Origin of the sequence: Acrocarpospora sp. B8E8 (assembly GCF_039871605.1) — a bacterium.
Classification (GTDB): Bacteria; Actinomycetota; Actinomycetes; order Streptosporangiales; family Streptosporangiaceae; genus Acrocarpospora; species Acrocarpospora macrocephala.
In genome coordinates, this window is record NZ_JBDPLV010000003.1 from 88610 (window position 1) to 106147 (window position 17538).

Consider the following 17538-nt stretch of genomic DNA (forward strand, 5'->3'; position numbering starts at 1 on the left):
GGAGCACATGGTGGACGACAGACGTGAGGGTATGGCGACCCTGCGGGCGCTGCTGACCGAGGCGGTCGCGGGCAAGGGCAGGATCGCGATGGTCACCGGCGCGGTGGCGACCGGCAAGAGCGAACTGCTGTACGCGCTCGCCGAGCGCGCCTTCGACCTGGGCGCGCTGCCCCTGACGGCCACCGGTTCACCGGCCGAGAGCGGGCTGCCGCTGGGTGTGCTGTCCCAGCTCCTGCACCAGGCGCCGCTGCTGGACCAGCAGCGGGTCACCACGCTCCGCCTGCTGCACGAGGGCGCCCGCTCGCAGCTGCCCAGGGACCCTGCCACCGAGTCGATCGAGCACGTGGACCTGCAGATCGTGGACGCCCTCTGCACGGTCCTGCTGGAACTGGCGGAACGCTGCCCGCTGGTGATCGCGGTCGATGACGTGCACCACGCCGACCGGGCTTCCCAGCTGTGCCTGGCCTACCTGGCCAGGCGGGTCAAGTTCGCCAACGTCATGCTCGTGCTCAGCGCCGCGGAGCACAGCCCCCACCTGCGCACCCTCTTCCACACCGAGATACTCAGGCAGCCGCACTGCCGGCCGGTACGGCTCACGCACCTGTCCCGCGACGGCGTCGACGCGCGGCTCGGCGAGGACGCCGCCCGCCGGTTCGGCGCGGTCGTGCACGCGCTGAGCGGCGGCAACCGGCTGCTCGTCGACGCCCTGCTGGAGGACCTCCAGACCACCGGCGCCCCCGGCGACCGCTACGGCGAAGCGGTTCTCGCGTGCGTGCGCAGGCTCGGACCGTACGTCCAGGAAACGGCCCACGGCCTGGCGGTGCTGGGCGAGCCCGGCTCGATCGGCCGCCTGCTCGGCCGCGGCGAGAGCGAAGCCGCCGTCGCCAAGTCGCTGCAGGCGCTGGCCGGGGCCGGGCTGCTGGTCGACGGCCGGTTCCGGCACGAGGCGGCGCGCTCGGCCGTGCTGGCGGAACTGGACGCCGCCGATCGCATCCACCTGCACCGCCGCGCCGCCGAACTGGCGCACCGCGACGGCGCGACGGCCGATGTCGTGGCCGGCCACCTCCTGCACGCCAGCCACGCGGGCGACCCGTGGGCGCTGTCGGCCCTGGAGGAGGCGGCCAGGCTCGAGTTGCGCGACAACGGCGTGGAATCCGCGATCGAGTACCTCAAACTGGCCTGGCGCACCTGCGACGACGAGCGCCGCCGGGCCAGGATCGCCACCACACTGGTCCGGGCCGAGTGGCGGATCAACCCCAGCACCCCCGTCGGCCACCTGGCCGGACTGACCGACGCCCTGCACAAGGGCCACCTCGGCGGCGGCGACACCGTCGTCCTGGCCAAGGCGCTGCTCTGGCACGGCCACACCCAGGACGCCATGGACGTCCTGGGCCGCCTGCGCGAGCTCGGCGAACCCGACCAGGAGACCGCGGCCGAACTCGCCGCCGCCCGCCCGTGGTTCCGCGCCATCTACCCGTCGTTCCTGCCCCACCTGCCGGAGGTCGGCGCCGTCGTGTCCTCCTTTGGCGTCGGCCGCCGGATCCAGTCGGCCGGGGCGCTCGCCGACGTGCTCACCCACGGCCCGCGCGAGGAGACCCTGGCCACCGCCGAGCACATCCTGCGCGGCTGCCGCCTGGATGAGATGACCATGGACACGGTCGAGACGGCGCTGCTGGCCCTCACCTACACCGACCGCCCCGGTCGCGCCGCCCCCTGGTGCGACGCCTTCATCGCCGAGGCCGAGACCCGACGCGCCCCCAGCCGCCAGGCCCGCCTGGCCGCCATCCGCGCCGAGATCGGCCTCCGGGGTGGCGACCTGGCCGCGGCGGCCGCGGACGCGCGGCACGCCTTGGCGATCATCCCGGCCGGGAGCTGGGGGGTGGCCGTGGGCGGACCGCTGGGCACCCTGCTGCTGGCCGGCGCCGCGATGGGCCGCCTGGACGACTGCCTGCCCGAGTTCAACCAGCCCGTTCCCGACGCGATGCTGGACACCCGGTACGGCTTGCAGTACCTGCGGGGCAAGGGCCGCTTCAACCTGATGGCCGGCCAGCCCGACCAAGCCCTGCGGGACTTCTTGCTGTGCGGCGAGCTGATGACGCGGTGGAAGTTGGACGTTCCCAGCTTCATCGCGTGGCGTCTGGACGCCGCCGAAGCGCTGATCGCGTTGCGGAACGACGATGAGGCCCGGCGGCTGGTGAACGAGCAGCTCTCCCGGTGCGGGCGCCAGTCGCAGCGGGTGCGGGGTTCGGCGTTACGTTTGCTGGCCGCCGTCAGCGAGGTTCGCCACCGGCCGATGCTCCTGCGGCAGGCGGCCGATCTGCTCCAGGCGGGGGGCGATCGGTACGAGTACGCCCGGTTGCTGTTCGACCTCACCGAGGCCTATCACGCCACTGGCGAATATCGCCGGGCCGGGATGCTCGGGCAGCGCGCTCGCGCCCTGGCCAAGGAGTGCCACGCCGATTCGCTGCGCCGGGCGCTGCCCCGGATGGATCGGGATGATCCTGCCGGAGTTCCGGTGCTGCTCAGCGACGCCGAACGCCGGGTCGCGGAGCTTGCCGCCGAGGGGTATACGAACCGGGAGATCTCCGCGCGGCTATTCATCACGGTCAGCACGGTCGAGCAGCATATGACCCGCGTCTTCCGCAAGCTGAAGGTGTCCCGCCGAACGGAGTTGCCGGAGACCCTCGCGGACGACGCGCGAACTTAGAGCGGAATGTTGGTGTGGCGTCCTCGTGCGTAGGGGGCCTGCTCGAGGGCCTCGGCCAGGCGGAATCGAGTGGAGTCGGGGGAGATGACCTCGTCGACGACGCCGAGCGCGAGGGCGCGCTGGACGCCGCCGGAGACGCGGAGGTGCTCCTCGGTGAGGTGCGCCTTCAGGGCGGCGCGCTCGTCGTCGGGGGCGGCGGCGAGGGCCTTGCGGTGCAGGATGCCGACGGCGGATTCGGCGCCCATGACCGCGACTTCGGCGTCCGGCCAGGCGAAGACCGCGGTGGCGCCGAGGGAGCGGGAGTTCATCGCGATGTACGCGCCGCCGTACGACTTGCGGGTGATCAGGGTGACCCGGGGAACGACCGATTCGGCGAAGGCGTGCAAGAGTTTCGCGCCGCGCCGGACGACGCCATCCCATTCCTGGGCGATGCCGGGCAGATAGCCGGGTACGTCGACGAGCACCACCAAAGGCACGCCCAGCGAGTCGCACATCCGCACAAAACGGGAGGCTTTTTCGGCGGAGAGGGTGTCCAGGCAGCCGCCCTTGCGGATCGGGTTGTTGGCCAGCACGCCCACGGAGCGCCCGCCCAGGCGGCCGAGGCCGACCAGGATGTTGGCGGCCCAGCGGGGCTGGAGCTCCTGGAATCCGTCGTCGACGATCGCGTGCACGAGCGGGCGGACGTCGTACGCGCGGCGCGGCGAGTCGGGCAGGAACGCGGCCAGGTCGCGGCGTTCGGACAGCGCGCCGAGGTCGAAGCCGCCGGGCCGGGTGAAGATGCCGGTGAGGCGGCGGGCCCGCTCGTACGCCTCGTCCTCGCCGCCGACGACCACGTGAGCGACACCGGATTTGGGGCCGTGCGCCTCCGGGCCGCCGAGCCCGGCCATGTCGATGCGCTCGCCGGTGACGCTGCGGACGATCTCCGGGCCGGTGATGAAGATCCGCGCGTCCTCGGCCATGATCACGATGTCGGTGAGGGCGGGTCCGTACGCGGCGGCTCCCGCGGCGGGGCCGAGCACGACCGAGATCTGCGGGATCACACCGGAAACCCTGGTCATCGCGGCGAACATGCGACCCACGCCGTGCATCGACTCGACGCCGTCGGCCAGGCGCGCGCCGCCGGAGTGCCACAGGCCGATCACCGGGCAGCCGAGGCGTTCGGCCGCGCCGATGGCCGCCACGATGTGCTCCGCGCCGGCCGCCCCGAGCGCGCCGCCCATCCGGGTCGCGTCGGTGCAGTACGCGACGACGGGCGAGCCGTCCACCCGCCCGCATACGGCCTGAACGCCACTGTCGTCATCCGCGTGCAGGGGCACCGGCGAGTCGGGGTCAAGCAACCGGCCCAGCCGGACCGAAGGAGCCCGGTAGTCCATCTCGATTTCGACGATCGGCATGGCAGTCATTCGCGAATCCCAACAGCTCGGCGATATCGCCGAATGTGCCAAGCCGCGCCCGCCGCGGCCAACCCCTATTTTCCCCTATCCCTATTTCCAGCCCGTACGGGCAGGACCGGCAGGCCGGTGACCCGCGAAAACACGGCAATGGCAACTTGTGACCGGCACTTCTCCTGATTGACCGCCATCTCACATTCCCGTTTTCTCGTCGTGATCACGATGATCGCAACGATGGAGGAATCCCTTGTCCATATGGTCAGCACCGATGGTCGCCACCCTCCTGGCGGCCATGGCATTGCCGGCAGGCGCGGTGCACGATCCCGTGCCGACCCCGGTCACCGACGTGGCCGCATTGGTCAACCCCTTCCTCGGCACCAAAGCGGGCGCCGCGGACTTCGGGCACGGCGGCGGCGCGGGAATGAACTTCCCCGGCGCGGTCGTGCCGTTCGGAATGATGCAGTGGAGCCCCGACACCATGGAGAACGCCGGGGGCGGCTACGCGTGGGAGGACAACCGCCTGCGCGGTTTCTCGATGACGCACCTCTCCGGGCCCGGTTGCACCGGCGCGCAGGATTTCCCCGTGATCCCGATCTCCGGAAAGATCGGCCGGTCGCCCGCGACGCACGGCGCCGATTACATTCAGACGTTCAAGCATGAGAATGAGAAGGCCTCCCCTGGTTTCTACAACTCGGTTCTCGACACCGGCATCAAGACCGAGCTGTCGGCGAGCACGCGCGGCGGCGTGGGCCGGTTCGCCTTCCCGGCCGGCAAGCCGGGCACGCTCCTGCTGAACACCAGCGGCTCGGTCAACGGCGTGGACGACGGCGAGACCAGGATCAGCGGCAACACGGTGACCGGCTGGGTGCAGACGGGCGGCTTCTGCGGCCCGCCGATGCGGTACAAGGTGTACTTCCACGCCACGTTCGACCAGCCGATCCTCGGTTACGGCACCTGGAAGGACGACACCGTCACGCCGGGGGCCGCGACCGTGCGGAACGCCTCCGAGGCGAAGGTCGCCAACGCCGAGGTGGTCACCGCGGGCGACATCACGGTGAACGGGCCCGGCTCGGGGGCGTACCTGGAGTTCGATCCTGCCCGGCCGGTTCAGATGCGGGTGGGTCTGTCCTACGTGAGCCTGGCCGGCGCGAAGAACAACCTGGCCGTCGAGATCGGCCAGGACGGGGTGGACCAGGTCGCCGCGAAAGCGCGGGCCACCTGGAACACCCGGCTGGGACAGGTGAAGATCGGCGGCGGCACCACCGAGCAACGGCGCACCTTCTACAGCAACCTCTACCACGCGCTGCTCCAGCCGTACGTGTTCGAGGACGTGGACGGCACCTACACCGGCATGAATGGCCAGCCGTACAAGGTGGCGCCCGGAAAGCACCACTACGCGACGTTCTCCGGCTGGGACATCTACCGCAGCGAGGTGCAACTCCTCGCCCTGCTCGCACCGGATGTGGCGAGTGACATCGCCCAGTCGATGTACGACAACGCGCAATCGGTGGGGAACGTCTGGGACCGCTGGTCACACCAGAACGCGATCACCGGCGTCATGGTGGGCGACCCGTTCCACTCGATCCTGTCCAGCGTGTACGCCTTCGGCGCGCGCGGTTTCGACGCCCCCGCGGCGCTGGACGCGATGGCCAAGGCGGCCCGCCGGGTCGGCCCGCAGGACATCGGCCACCCGCTGCTCGGCTACGACGAGCGCCCCGGCAACGCCGACTTCATGGCCAAGGGCTACGTCCCGATGGACCCGTCGACCACCCTGGAGTACGGCGTCGCCGACTTCGGCATCGCCCAGCTGGCCGCCCGCCTGGGCAACACCGCGCTGGCGAGCGAGTTCATGAAGCGCTCGCAGGCGTGGCAGAGCACATACAACCCGGCGAACACCTGGATCCAGCCGAAGATGGCCGACGGCGCCTTCCGGTCGCCGTTCGACCCGGCCTCGATGAACTCCTACATCGAGGGCAACGGCGCGCAATACCACTGGCTGGTGCCGCACAACGTGCGCGGCCTGTTCGACTCGATGGGCGGCAACGCGGCGGCGATCTCCCGCCTGGACAACTTCTTCAAGGTCCTCAACGCGGGCCCGAACCAGCCGTACGCCTACCTCGGCAACGAGCCGTCGGCGGCCACGCCGTGGCTGTACGCATGGGCCGGCCAGCCGTACAAAACCCAAGATCTGGTACGGCGAGTCCAGAAGGAGCTCTTCACCTCGGCTCCGGACGGTCTGGTCGGAAACGACGACCTCGGCGCCATGGGTTCCTGGTACGTCTGGTCCGCGATCGGCCTGTTCCCCGCGATCCCCGGCCGGGCCGAACTGCTGGTCAACACGCCGCTGTTCGACTCGATCACGATCAAGCGCCCCGCCGGCGACCTGATCATCAACGCACCGGGTTCGGCCAACCGGTACGTGCGGACGCTGAAGGTCAACGGCGTGGCGACGACGAAGGCGTGGGTGCCGGAGACGATCGCGCAGCGCGGCGGCAAGCTGGACTTCACCACCTCGACCACCCCCAACACCGCATTCGGCTCGGCCCCCACGGACGCGCCGCCCGCGTTCAACGAGGGCGCGAAGCCGCTCCTGCTGGGCCTGAACCCCGGCAGCGGCCCAGCCGAGCCGGGCAAGACGTTCGAGACCACGATCACGGCGCGGTCGACCGGAAGCGTCGGCGGGTCGGTGCGCTGGGAAGCGAAACCGCCGCCCGGCATCTCGGTCGCCCCGATCAGCGGCACGCTCTACCCCACCTCGGGCGGCGGCGCGGCCTCACAGAAGATCACAGTGACCGTGCCCGCGAACACCCCGCTCGGCATGGTCAGCATCCCGATCATCGGATCCGGCCAGCTCAACGCCGGCATCCGGGTGAACGTCGCCAAGCCCGGCACCCCCGCCTGGCACCACAACAACGCCAGCATCGGCGACGACACCAAGCCCGGCAGCGCCAACGTGGACGGCGCCAACTTCAGCTACTCCGCCCAGGCCCTCGCCGCGGTCGGCCTCACCCCCGGCGCGACAATCAACTGGAACGGCTTCGCCTTCACCTGGCCAAACCGCAACCCCGGCGAATGGGACGACATCCAGCCCGGCACCAAACCCCTGGACGTCACAGCTCCCCCCGGCGCCACCAAGATCGCCTTCCTCGGCTCCGGCACCGGCGGCTACCCCGAGGTAGACGCGACAATCACCTACACCGACGGCACCACAACCACCACCAAACTCGGCATGAGCGACTGGCTCCTCGACTTCGGCGGCGGCCAGCCCCAGTACGGCAACGAGATCATCGCCTCCAGCCCCTACCGGCTGTACGGCGGCTCATGGGCCATGCAACCCATTCCGGCACACGTCTTCGCGGCCCAACCGATCGCCCTGAACCCGGCAAAGACCCTGAAGACCATCAAGTTCTCCCCATCCGACGACGGCATCCTGCACATCTTCACCTGGGCCTTCCTCTAAACAGCCGACGATGAGCGGGTCACCCCGAACCGGGGTGACCCGCTCATCGCTGCTTGAGCGTTCCGCTAGCGCAGGCGGACCGGCAAAGGCCGTGACACGACACAGCGCGGGCCCGATTCCCGTCGCCCGCCCCACTTCACTCCGCGACAGGTCCGACTTCTCACCAGTGAATGAAGGATGTCTCCCCTCTCCCTGTAGTTTTAGGACAGGGAAGGGAGCATGTATGACCGCGCAGGACTTCATCTCCGTCGGTGCGGGTCCTGAGCGGAACCTGCGAGCCATCCGTGCTGCGCTAGTTGTCCCGGAAGATCGCGAGGCCTTCGACGCCGGACTGAAGGCCGTGCTCGATGAGATCAGGGTGAGCCTGGATCTTGAAGCCCTGCACACCTTCGTGCACCGCTGGTGGATCTCCGCCTATGACACCACGAAGGACCCCGAAGGGCGCCGGCAGATGCATGCCCGAGCCCAACAGGCTCTGGCCAGCGAACCAGTTCCTCAGGGAAGGCCGTGGCGCGAAATCCTTGCTGCTCGTGGGATCGATGCCTAGGTGCTCAAGCTCACCATTGACCCTGTAGTGATTCAGCCAAGGGTGTCGGCGCCGCGCCGCGTGGATCCCAAGACCCACGCCGACATCGTGGGCGACTCTCGGGAGTTCGCCGACCGCCTCGGCTTCACCTGGCCGCACTGACCAGTCGGGACCTTTCGCCTGCCAGCTCCAGGATCGTCTCGCGGATGATGCGCAGCCCGGAGAGAACACGCTCCGGCCGTTCGGCTGCGCGGACAGGCCGATGCGCTGCTCAGGCCGAACCACTCGCGTACGAATCGCAGGACAACAAGGACCGCAAGCGTTCCACCCTTTAAGCAACTCATGTTGACTAATCCCAGATTAGTCAACTAAGGTTGCTTACATGCCCGCGAGTGACGCCCCCGTCCCCCAGGACCCCGCCGACGCGCTGGCAGCCGTAGTAGCGCGCTTTCCGTAGCCTTCGGCGATCTTGCGCGCTCTTTTCGGCATGGCCCATTCCGTATAGCCATGCCTGACCCCTTCATGCCCAAGGAGGCAAAATGTCAATGTTCCGCGCCCGTACGGGCCTGCTCGTCGTTGCCCTGGCTGTGGCAGGGACCGCCTTAACGACCCCCGCCTCCGCGGCCGACCGCGACCGAAGCCATGCCAAGCTCCAGCGCGCGCTCGACCAGGCCGTGGCCAACAGCGGCGGTCCCGGCATCGTCGCCGAGATCAGAGACGGTCGCTCGACACCGTGGTTCGGCACGGCAGGGGTGGCCGACATGACGACCGGTCGCAAGCGCAAATCGGGTGAGCACTTCCATATTGGAAGCTTCACCAAGGCGTTCACCGGCACGGTGGTCCTGCAACTGGTGGCCGAAGGCAAGCTGAGCCTGGACGACACGGTGGCTAAGTGGCTGCCTGGCGTGGTGGAGGAGTATCTCGGCGCGGACGGCACCAAGATCACCATTAGGCAGTTGCTCAACCACACCAGCGGACTCCCCGACGCCATCCTCGGCCAGGAGACCCCGCGGCCCGAAGCGCCCGGGAAACGCTTCATCTACTCCAAGGTCAACTACAACCTCGCGGGAATGATCGTCGAGCGTGCGACGGGCTCGACCCTCGCGGACGAGATCGACCGCCGCACCCGCCCGCTGCGCCTAACGGGAACCTACCTCCCGGGCACCGACAAAACGATCCGCGACCCGCACGCCCGCCACTATTCCAAGCTGGGCGAGACCGACCCCGACGCGGAGATCCACGACGTGACCGAGATGGACTTGAGCTGGGCCTGGGCCGCCGGCGGCATGATCTCGACGACCTCGGACCTGCACCGGTTCCTGAGCGCCCTGCTGCGCGGCCGCCTCCTCCCGCCCGCCCAGCAGAAGGAGATGTTCACGACCGTCCCGACGGACGGCTCCGGCTGGGTCCCCGGCACCAGGTACGGCCTCGGCATCTACTCCCAGAAACTCCCCTGCGGAGTCACACTATGGGGCGGTGGCGGCTACATCCAGGGCTCAACGTCATACGCGATGGGCAACCGCCGGGGCACCCACCTGCTGGTGAGCAACCTGAACGGCGACTGGAACGACTTCCAGAAGACCTTCACCACCCTCTTCACCCCTTCCTTCTGCCCAACGACCTAACCAAGACGACGGCTCCTAAAGGGGGTGGTCGTCGCCGATGATCGGGCCCGTGTGGGTGCTCACGTCCAGCGCCGTACGGGCGATGACCGTGCCGCCGGAGACGAGGGCGAGGTGGAGCCGGCCTGCTGGCCATCCCGCCGGCAGCTCGGCCTCAACCGGTACGGCGGAGCCGAGCACGAACGGTTTGGCGCTCGCGGCGGGCCCTTCGGCCCAGGTGCCGTCCACGGGAGTAGGGGCGAGCAGGCCGGTCCACGCCGTGTGGATGACGCCGTCGACCGGCTCGGGACCGTGGTGCGAGACATGCACAGGGATGGTGAAATTTCGGGACTCGGTGAGCAGGTCGCGAGCGGGTGCCACCGGAATCACGTCAACGACCAGGGTGGTCACCGCGTTCACCTCGGCGGGGCAGACCCCCGCCAGATCCTTCGCACGTCGCTCGAAGTCGAGCAGCCCGGCCGACTCGTGCTCGATGTCGTACAACTCCGTGTACACGTAGCCGGCCAGCCGGTCGTGCCGGCGCAGTTCCTGCGTCTGCCAGCGCAGGTGCCAGGCGCGTTCGACGCTGGTGAAGCCCCCGCCGTACTCGCTGTTGAGGTTCGGCACGCCCGCCAGCGGCTCGACGGCGAGCACCTTGCGCACCACGAAGTCCGGCCCCAGCTTCACCGGGAAGTCGTCGCGGTCGCCGTTCATCAAGTCGGCGACGTTCCGCGCCCAGGCCGATGGCGACTCGTCGTAGTAGTGCCAGTCGAGCAGGTCGGTCTTCACGTGGGCCCAGCCTGAGTTCTCCACAGCGGGCCGACTGGCGTCGCGCGCCTTGAGCAGGTCGTACGACCGGGCAGCCGCCTCAGCCTTCAGCGGGTCGCCCGGGATGTCCCAGTCCAGCCCCCACTCCTCGTTGTACAACCCCCAGACGACGATCGACGGAGCATTGCCGTGCAGTTCCACCATCGGCGCGATCTGCGCCTCGAAGGCGGCGACGGACTCGGCGGAGAAGCGGCCGGTGGCGGCGGGCTCGGCCCAGACCAGCATGCCCATCGTGTCGCACAGGTGGTAGAAGCGCGGATCTTCGAGCTTCAGGTGCTTGCGCACCAGGTTGTACCCAGCGGCCGCGGCGGCCTCGATGTCGGCCACCAGCGCCTCGTCCGAGGGCGGGGTGATCCCGGTCAGCGGCCAGTACCCCTGGTCGAGCACGCCGCGCACGAAGAACCGCCGGCCGTTCAGATACAGCTCCTCGCCGACCGCCTCGATCCTGCGCAACCCGGTGTACGCCGTGACCCGGTCACCCGAGGACAGCTCGGCGTCGACGTAGTACAGCTGCGGATTCTCCGGCGACCAGAGCAGCGGCTCCGCCACCGGCAACGACGCCCGCGCGACCCCGTCGACCACGGGCACCTCAACGGCACCACCCCCGCGCAAGGACAGCCGCAGCGTCCCGTCCGAGGCGAGCACCTCCACCTCGATCCCGTCGAGCGTCTCGTTCGGCCGCAGCCGCAACGCCGAGATGTGGGCGGCGGGCCGCCCCTCCAGCCACACGCTCTGCCAGATCCCCGACGACGGCGTGAAGCAGACCCCGTCGAAGTCGTCACGCGGCACGCTGCGCTGCTTGCCGTGCGCGATGTCCCGCTTGTCGAGCGGCGCGTGCACGCGGACGACGATCTCCTGCTCCCCGGGGACGAGCGCGTCGGTGATGTCGGCCTCGAACGGCGTGTACCCGCCGGCGTGCCGTACCACCTCGACGCCGTTCACCCACACGGTCGCCTCGTGGTGCACGGCGCCGAAGTGCAGGATCACCCGCTCGGTGAAGGCGGCGGGAACGGTGACGGTCCGCCGGTACCAGGCCAGGGGCACCCAGTGCCGCGCCACCCCGGACGCGGGCGTCTCCCACGCGTAGGGCACCGTGATGCGGCCCCATGCCGCGTCGGTGTCGGCGCGGAAGTCCCACTCGCCGTTCAGGCTCGCCCAGGCGTGCGACCGGTCGAAGTGGGGGCGGGGGTAGGGGGTCATGGTTCTCCGTTCCATGAAATATCAGCCTTTGACGCTGCCGGCGAGGATGCCGTTGATGAAGTGGCGCTGGAGCAGCACGAAGATCACCAACAGCGGCACCATGGCGACGCTGCCCGCGGCGAGCAGTTCGCCCCAGACGGTGGTGAAGTCGGAGCCGATCCTGTTGCCGGTGATGTTCTGCGCGAGTGTCGACAACACGACCTGCAGGGTCTGGTGCTCGGTGTCGTTGACGGCGACCACCGGCCAGACGAAGTCGTTGTAGACGTTCATGGTGGTCAGCACGGCGAGCGCGGCCAGCCCCGGCCGGATCACCGGCAGCACGACGCGGACGAAGATGCCCAGCTCCGAGGCCCCGTCCACCCGTCCGGCGTCGATGAGTTCGTTGGGGATCGCGGCGATCGTCTGGCGCATCCAGAAGATGCTGAAGGCGTCGATCGAGCCGGGCAGGATGAGCGCCTGGTAGGTGTTCACCCAGCCGAGCGCGCTCATCTCCAGCAGCAGCGGGATGATCAGCACCAGCGTCGGCAACATCAGCGTCAGCAACACCACGCCGAACAGCACGTTCTTGCCGGGGAAGGCGTACTTGGCGAACGCGTACCCGGCCAGCGGGCAGAACACCATGGTCATCGCGCCCTTGATGACCAGCACGAGCGCGGTGTTGGCGAAGCCGGTGCCGATGGGCACGTCGGCGAACATCGCCTGGTAGTTGTGCAGCGTCGGGCCCGAAAGCGTCAGCGGGTCGGTGACGATGTCGTTCGGCGGCTTGAACGAGGAGCTGATCGCCCACCAGATCGGGTAGAGGAAGCCGATCGCGAGCACGCCGAGGATCGTGTACTGGCCGATACCGGGTTTCATGACGTGCCGTCCTTGGGCCGCAGCAGCCTGACCGCGCCGAGCGAGAGCCCGAACACCAGCAACACCAGCAGGAACGAGTTCGCCGCTCCGGTGCCGAGGTCGGACGCGGAGATGTGGTCGTAGAGGTAGAGGCCCGCCGTCTCGGTGGAGCCGTAGGGCCCGCCCTGGGTGACGACGAACGGCTCGGCGAACATCTGGAACACCGCCAGCGTCTGCACCACGACCAGGAAGGCGATGCTGCGCCGTACCAGCGGAACGGTCAGCGACCAGAACTGGCGCCACCGGGAAGCGCCGTCGAGGCTGGCCGCCTCGTAGACCTGTCCCGGTACGGCCTGCAGCCCCGCCAGCAGGATGATGATCGCGAAGCCGGTCGTCTTCCACAGGACCAGCAGCGCCAGCGTCGGTTTCGACCACGTCGTCGAGGTCAGCCAGCCCACGTCGGACAGCCCGACCAGGTTGAGCACGTGGTTGACGAGCCCGTAGTCGGTGTCGAACACGACGATCCACACCTGCGCCATCGCCACCAGCGGCGTCACGAACGGCGCGATGAACGCCACCCGGAAGAACCCGCGCAGCCGCAGCTTCGCGTTCGCCAGCAGGACGGCGGCGCCCAGCCCCGCCACCACCTGGATCGGGACGATCAGCACCCACATGACGGCCGAGTTGCCCAGCGAGGCCCAGAAGTCGGGGCTGCTCAGCAGGTAGGAGTAGTTGCCGAGCCCGACGAACGTGGCCTCGCCCGCCCCACGCCACCGGGTGAAGCTGAGCTGGAGTGCGAAGATCAGCGGGTAGACGCCGAACGCGGCGAACACCAGGAAGAACGGCGACACGAACACGTACGGCGTCAGCCACGTCCGAACCCGCATCAGCCGCGGTCGATGAGGTTGCGCTGGATCTTCTTGGCCGAGTCGGCGATCACGTCGTCGGGCGACATCGTGCCTTCGATGAGCCGCTGCACGTTGTTGCCCAGGTAGTCGACCGACTGGGCCCACCACCACGGGATCGGCGCGGCGGCGGGGATCGTGCTCGCCGCCTCGGTGGCGACCTTCCACAGGTCCTGGCCCCCGAGCGCCTCGATGGGCTGGAACAGCGGCTTGGCCGGGTCGAGCGCCGGGAGGTAGCTGGGGACGGAGGTGGACAGGCCGCCCGGGTAGACGCTGTTGGGGCCGTACACGGCCTGGATGCCCTCGTCCTTGAAGCACAGGTACTCGTACAGCAACCAGGCCAGCTCGGGGTTCTTGGCCTTGGCGGGGATCACGAAGCTGCTGCCGCCCATGACGCCGCTGCGCGCCCCGCCCGGCGTCCACGCGGGCAGCGGGGCGGCGCGCCACTTGCCCTTGGTGGCCTTGAGCAGGTTCTGCGGCGCGAACGACCACCAGATGGCCCACGGCACGAACACCTGCTGGCCATTGTCGAGCGTGTTGACGTCGGCAGGCTCCAGGTAGGGCGCGTGGGTGACCAGGCCGTCGCCGGTCGCCTGCTTGATCCAGGTGAAGATCTTCTTGTACTCCGGGGAGTCGAGGCGGAGCTTGCCGCTCGCGTCGGTCAGGCTCGTGCCCTGCTGGTTGGCCAGCATCTCCAGCCACAGCTGCGACAGGAACGGGTTCTTGTCCAGGTGGATCGGCTTGCTGGCCGGGTTCTTGTCCTTGATGGTCCGCGACGCGGTGAGCAGGTCGTCGTAGGTGGCGATGCTCGCGATGTCGACGCCGGCCGCTTCGAGGATGTCCTCGCGGTACCAGAGCAGCCCGGGGTCGAGGTCCCACGGAACTCCGTAGATCTTGCCGTCGACCGTGTTCACCGAGATCTTGTACGGCGCGGTCTTGTCCTGGTACGGCGCGATCAGATCGGTCAGGTCGTACAGGTGCTCGGCCTGGCCGCCGATCTTGGCGTCGTCCCAGAAACTCCCGTCCGGCACATCGGTGCCGCTGATCAGGGTGTTGGCCAGCTTGGCGTCGATGTCGACCTGCTGGTGGTTGACCGTCACGCCGGGATAGGCCTGCTTGAACTTGGCGATCGCGGCGTCGAAGACCTTGAACAGGTCGCCCGACCGGTTCCAGATCGTGATCTCGCCCTTGACGGTCGAGGCGGTGGCGCTCGGGGCTGCCAGCTTGCTCGGTACGGCCTGGCCGCTTCCGCCTGGCGCGCAGCCGGCCACGGCCAGCGCGCCGACGCCGAGCGCGCCTTTGATGAAGCCGCGCCGCCCGATAGGGGGTGTGGACATGTGGTGCTCCTTAACCGTGCCCCGATCCGACCTTGTGAGGGCTCTGCAACGATGTAGACATCATGCATACAGCAATGCAACGATGCAAGAGCAAGTTAAGATCTAGCAAAGCCGAGCAGGGGAAGGTATAGGAGACGCATGGCCGGTCCCACTCTGCGCGACGTCGCCCGGCGCGCCAACGTCTCGATCCGCACGGTCTCGAACGTCGTCAACGGCTACGCCCCGGTCTCCGACGAGCTGCGCACCCGGGTGCAGGCCGTGCTCGACGAGCTCGGGTACCGGCCGAACCTGATCGCCAGAAACCTGCGGCAGGGCCGGACCGGCATGATCGCGCTCGTCGTGCCGGAGCTGGACGTGCCCTACTTCGCCGAGCTGGCGCGTGAGGTCATCACGGCGGCGCGCGCGCACGACTACGTGGTGATGATCGACCAGACCGACGGCGACGCCGAGCACGAGCGCGCCCTGCTCGGCCGCGACTCGCGGGCCGCCATGTTCGACGGCCTGCTGCTCAGCCCGCTGACGATCACCGCCAAGGAGCTGCGCGAACGCGGCAACCGGGTGCCGATCGTGCTGCTGGGCGAGCACATCTTCAACGGCAGTTTCCACCACGTGGCGATCGACAACGTCGCCGCCGCCTTCGACGCGACCTCCCATCTGCTGGACCTGGGCCGTACGCGGGTGGCGGCCATCGGCGACCAGCCGTACGCGACGGGCGAGACCGCGCAGTTGCGCACGATCGGCTACCGGCAGGCGCACGCGCGCCGCGGCCTGCCCGTGGCGGAGGAACTGGTCGTCCCGACGGCCCGCTTCCACCGGCGGCTGGGCGCCGAGGCGATGGACCGCCTGCTGGCCCTGCCCGAGCCGCCCGACGCGGTGTTCTGCTACAACGACCTGCTCGCCCTTGGCGCGATCCGCGCGCTGACCAGGGCGGGTGTCCGGGTGCCCGACGACGTGGCCGTGATCGGCGTCGACGACATCGAGGAGGGGCAGTACAGCACGCCGAGCCTCACGACGGTCGCCCCCGACAAGGCCGCCATCGCCCGCACAGCCGTCGACACGCTGCTGTCGGCGATCAACGGAACGGCGACATCCGGCGCGGCCGAGGTCGTCGTACCCCACCGGATGATCATCAGGGAGAGCACGGCCGGCTGAACGGGGACGCCCTGGCCCTCATTAAGCGCGCGCCATTTGATAGCCACAACTATGATAGTTGTGGCTATCAAACGCCTCTGAAATCACGTCCCTGTCACTGGTCTCGCCGCCGAAAGCGACTCTGGGCGCACGGGGCGCTCTTGCAGTAGAACGATCGCGCCGTGTTTCACCCAGGCCCCGTCTAAGCCGAGGAACACCCGGATGTCTAGGGGTGGGAGGCGGCGCGGGTCAGTAGGTCGTGGAGGAGGGTGACGACTTCGTTGGGGGCGAACCCCATGGCGTTGTCGCCGACGCTGATCTCGAAGCTGCAGCGGTCGGGGTCGGGCGAGGACCGTACCCGGCCCCAGAGTTGGATGCCGTGCTCGGCGAGGATCTGTGCGCCGGCCTGTTCGACGGCTCGCCGGGGGGCTGGGAGATGGATGTGAAACAGAGGTGTTTGTGGTGGGTTGGGGTGGGCGCGGGCGGCGCCGTCGGCGTTGACGGCCGCCGCGATGGCGATGGCGTGCTCACGGTAGGCGGGCATGCGTGGGGCGAAAGCGTCGAGGCCGACCAGGGCGGCCAGTGCCAGCGGCCAGGCGTCGCGAATGCCGCCGCCGAGCCGCTGGCGCCATACCTGGGCGGCGTCCACGGTGGCGGTGTCAGCGGCGAGTACGGCGCCGCGCACGCCCTGCAGGCTTTTGTAGAGCGAAACGTAAACCGTGTCGAACAGGGCGGCGATCTCGTCGAACGGCCGCTGGTAGTAGGTCTGGGCCTCCCACAGGCGGGCGCCGTCCAGGTGTGCGGCAGCGCCGGTCGCCCGTGCGAGGGCGACTTGGTCGCGCAGGTCCTGCCATTGCGGGAGCAGGCCGCCGAGATCACGCTGCGGCAGCTCCCAGACGACCGCCGCGAGCGGCTCGCCGATCGCCTGTAGGTCTTCCGTTGTCATCAGCTCGTGCAGGTCGCCGGTACGGCGGAGCCGCAGGCCGTGGACGGCGTTGTAGCCCTGCTCCTCCCAGACGTCGAGGTGTGATTGCGGGTGAGCGGCGAAGGTGCGGCGCCCGCGCCGGTCGGCGTGCAGGCGTAACGCGACCTGCTGCGCCATCGTCCCGCTGGGGAAGAACAGCGCGCGCTCCTTGCCGAGGAGATTGGCCAGCCGCCGTTCCAGCACCGCGACCGGACCATTAGGCCCGTCCGGTGGGGTGTCGTCGTCCACCAGCGCGAGCATCTGCTCCAGCATCACGCGCGGCTTGCGCCTGATCGGAGCGTGCAGGAACAGTGACCGTCGCACGGGCGCAGTGGTGTCGATCATGGACAACTCCTCGTTATTGCGAGACTGAGATATACCTTACCCGGGTGGGGTATGTACCGGACCGCAGGAGGTTTCCCCAGTCAGCGATACGCCTGCCTTCACCTCGGCCTGGCCGCCAGCGCCGACATTCGAGAGCGCGGGCCGGTGACCGCCGGACCGGTCCCGCCGCGGGCGCGCCGGCTGGCCGTCGCGATGCGTTCCTGGCCCGGTGAATGACAGCCTTGGCGCAGGGATCCTGCTCGGCGACGCAGATCGGGCTCACGGAGCCACCGCTCTTCCAAGCGCCGTGAACGCGTTGGGCTCTGGATT

General features: G+C 69.1%; 11 protein-coding genes. 5 read left to right on the forward strand and 6 right to left on the reverse strand.

All coding sequences use genetic code 11. From position 1 onward, the window contains the following. Nucleotides 1-7: 7 nt before the first annotated feature. Complete coding sequence (locus ABGB08_RS04515; RefSeq protein WP_347586564.1) at nt 8-2707, forward strand: AAA family ATPase; 2700 nt, start codon at nt 8-10, stop codon at nt 2705-2707. Here the strand turns inward: ABGB08_RS04515 and ABGB08_RS04520 are convergent. After that, complete coding sequence (locus ABGB08_RS04520) at nt 2704-4080, reverse strand: carboxyl transferase domain-containing protein (protein WP_347586844.1); 1377 nt, start codon at nt 4078-4080, stop codon at nt 2704-2706. The two genes, ABGB08_RS04515 and ABGB08_RS04520, sit on opposite strands and share 4 nt — an antisense overlap. Before the next feature lie 286 nt (nt 4081-4366). On the opposite strand from ABGB08_RS04520, the gene ABGB08_RS04525 reads away from it, so the two are divergent. From ABGB08_RS04525 to ABGB08_RS04535, 3 genes are all read left to right on the forward strand, one after another. Beyond that, nucleotides 4367-7558, forward strand: coding sequence for a GH92 family glycosyl hydrolase (locus ABGB08_RS04525; RefSeq protein WP_347586566.1), 3192 nt, complete (start codon nt 4367-4369; stop codon nt 7556-7558). A gap of 223 nt (nt 7559-7781) precedes the next feature. Next, nucleotides 7782-8105: a DUF6247 family protein gene (locus ABGB08_RS04530; protein ID WP_347586568.1), complete on the forward strand. Its 324-nt coding sequence runs from the start codon at nt 7782-7784 to the stop codon at nt 8103-8105. 518 nt (nt 8106-8623) lie between these two features. Next, on the forward strand, nt 8624-9709 hold the full coding sequence (locus ABGB08_RS04535) for a serine hydrolase domain-containing protein (RefSeq protein WP_347586570.1): 1086 nt from the start codon (nt 8624-8626) through the stop codon (nt 9707-9709). A 15-nt stretch (nt 9710-9724) separates the two neighbouring features. Here the strand turns inward: ABGB08_RS04535 and ABGB08_RS04540 are convergent, their stop codons facing one another. From ABGB08_RS04540 to ABGB08_RS04555, 4 genes are read right to left on the reverse strand one after another with little or no spacing between them, the layout of a single operon-like run. After that, nucleotides 9725-11713, reverse strand: coding sequence for a sugar-binding domain-containing protein (locus ABGB08_RS04540; RefSeq protein WP_347586572.1), 1989 nt, complete (start codon nt 11711-11713; stop codon nt 9725-9727). 21 nt (nt 11714-11734) lie between these two features. Then, nucleotides 11735-12568, reverse strand: a complete 834-nt coding sequence (locus tag ABGB08_RS04545) for a carbohydrate ABC transporter permease (RefSeq protein ID WP_347586574.1) — start codon at nt 12566-12568, stop codon at nt 11735-11737. Beyond that, on the reverse strand, nt 12565-13434 hold the full coding sequence (locus tag ABGB08_RS04550; RefSeq protein ID WP_347586576.1) for a sugar ABC transporter permease: 870 nt from the start codon (nt 13432-13434) through the stop codon (nt 12565-12567). Before ABGB08_RS04550 ends, ABGB08_RS04545 begins: the two co-directional genes overlap by 4 nt. Then, complete coding sequence (locus tag ABGB08_RS04555) at nt 13434-14789, reverse strand: sugar ABC transporter substrate-binding protein (RefSeq protein WP_347586578.1); 1356 nt, start codon at nt 14787-14789, stop codon at nt 13434-13436. The genes ABGB08_RS04550 and ABGB08_RS04555 overlap by 1 nt, the downstream gene beginning before the upstream one ends. A 138-nt stretch (nt 14790-14927) precedes the next feature. On the opposite strand from ABGB08_RS04555, the gene ABGB08_RS04560 reads away from it, so the two are divergent. Then, the gene (locus ABGB08_RS04560) at nt 14928-15941 is read left to right on the forward strand and encodes a LacI family DNA-binding transcriptional regulator (RefSeq protein WP_347586580.1); all 1014 of its coding nucleotides are present in this window, start codon (nt 14928-14930) and stop codon (nt 15939-15941) included. A gap of 205 nt (nt 15942-16146) precedes the next feature. Here the strand turns inward: ABGB08_RS04560 and ABGB08_RS04565 are convergent, their stop codons facing one another. Next, a complete protein-coding gene (locus ABGB08_RS04565) occupies nt 16147-17229 on the reverse strand; it encodes a beta-eliminating lyase-related protein (RefSeq protein WP_347586582.1) in 1083 nt (360 codons plus the stop codon). Nucleotides 17230-17538 lie beyond the last annotated feature (309 nt).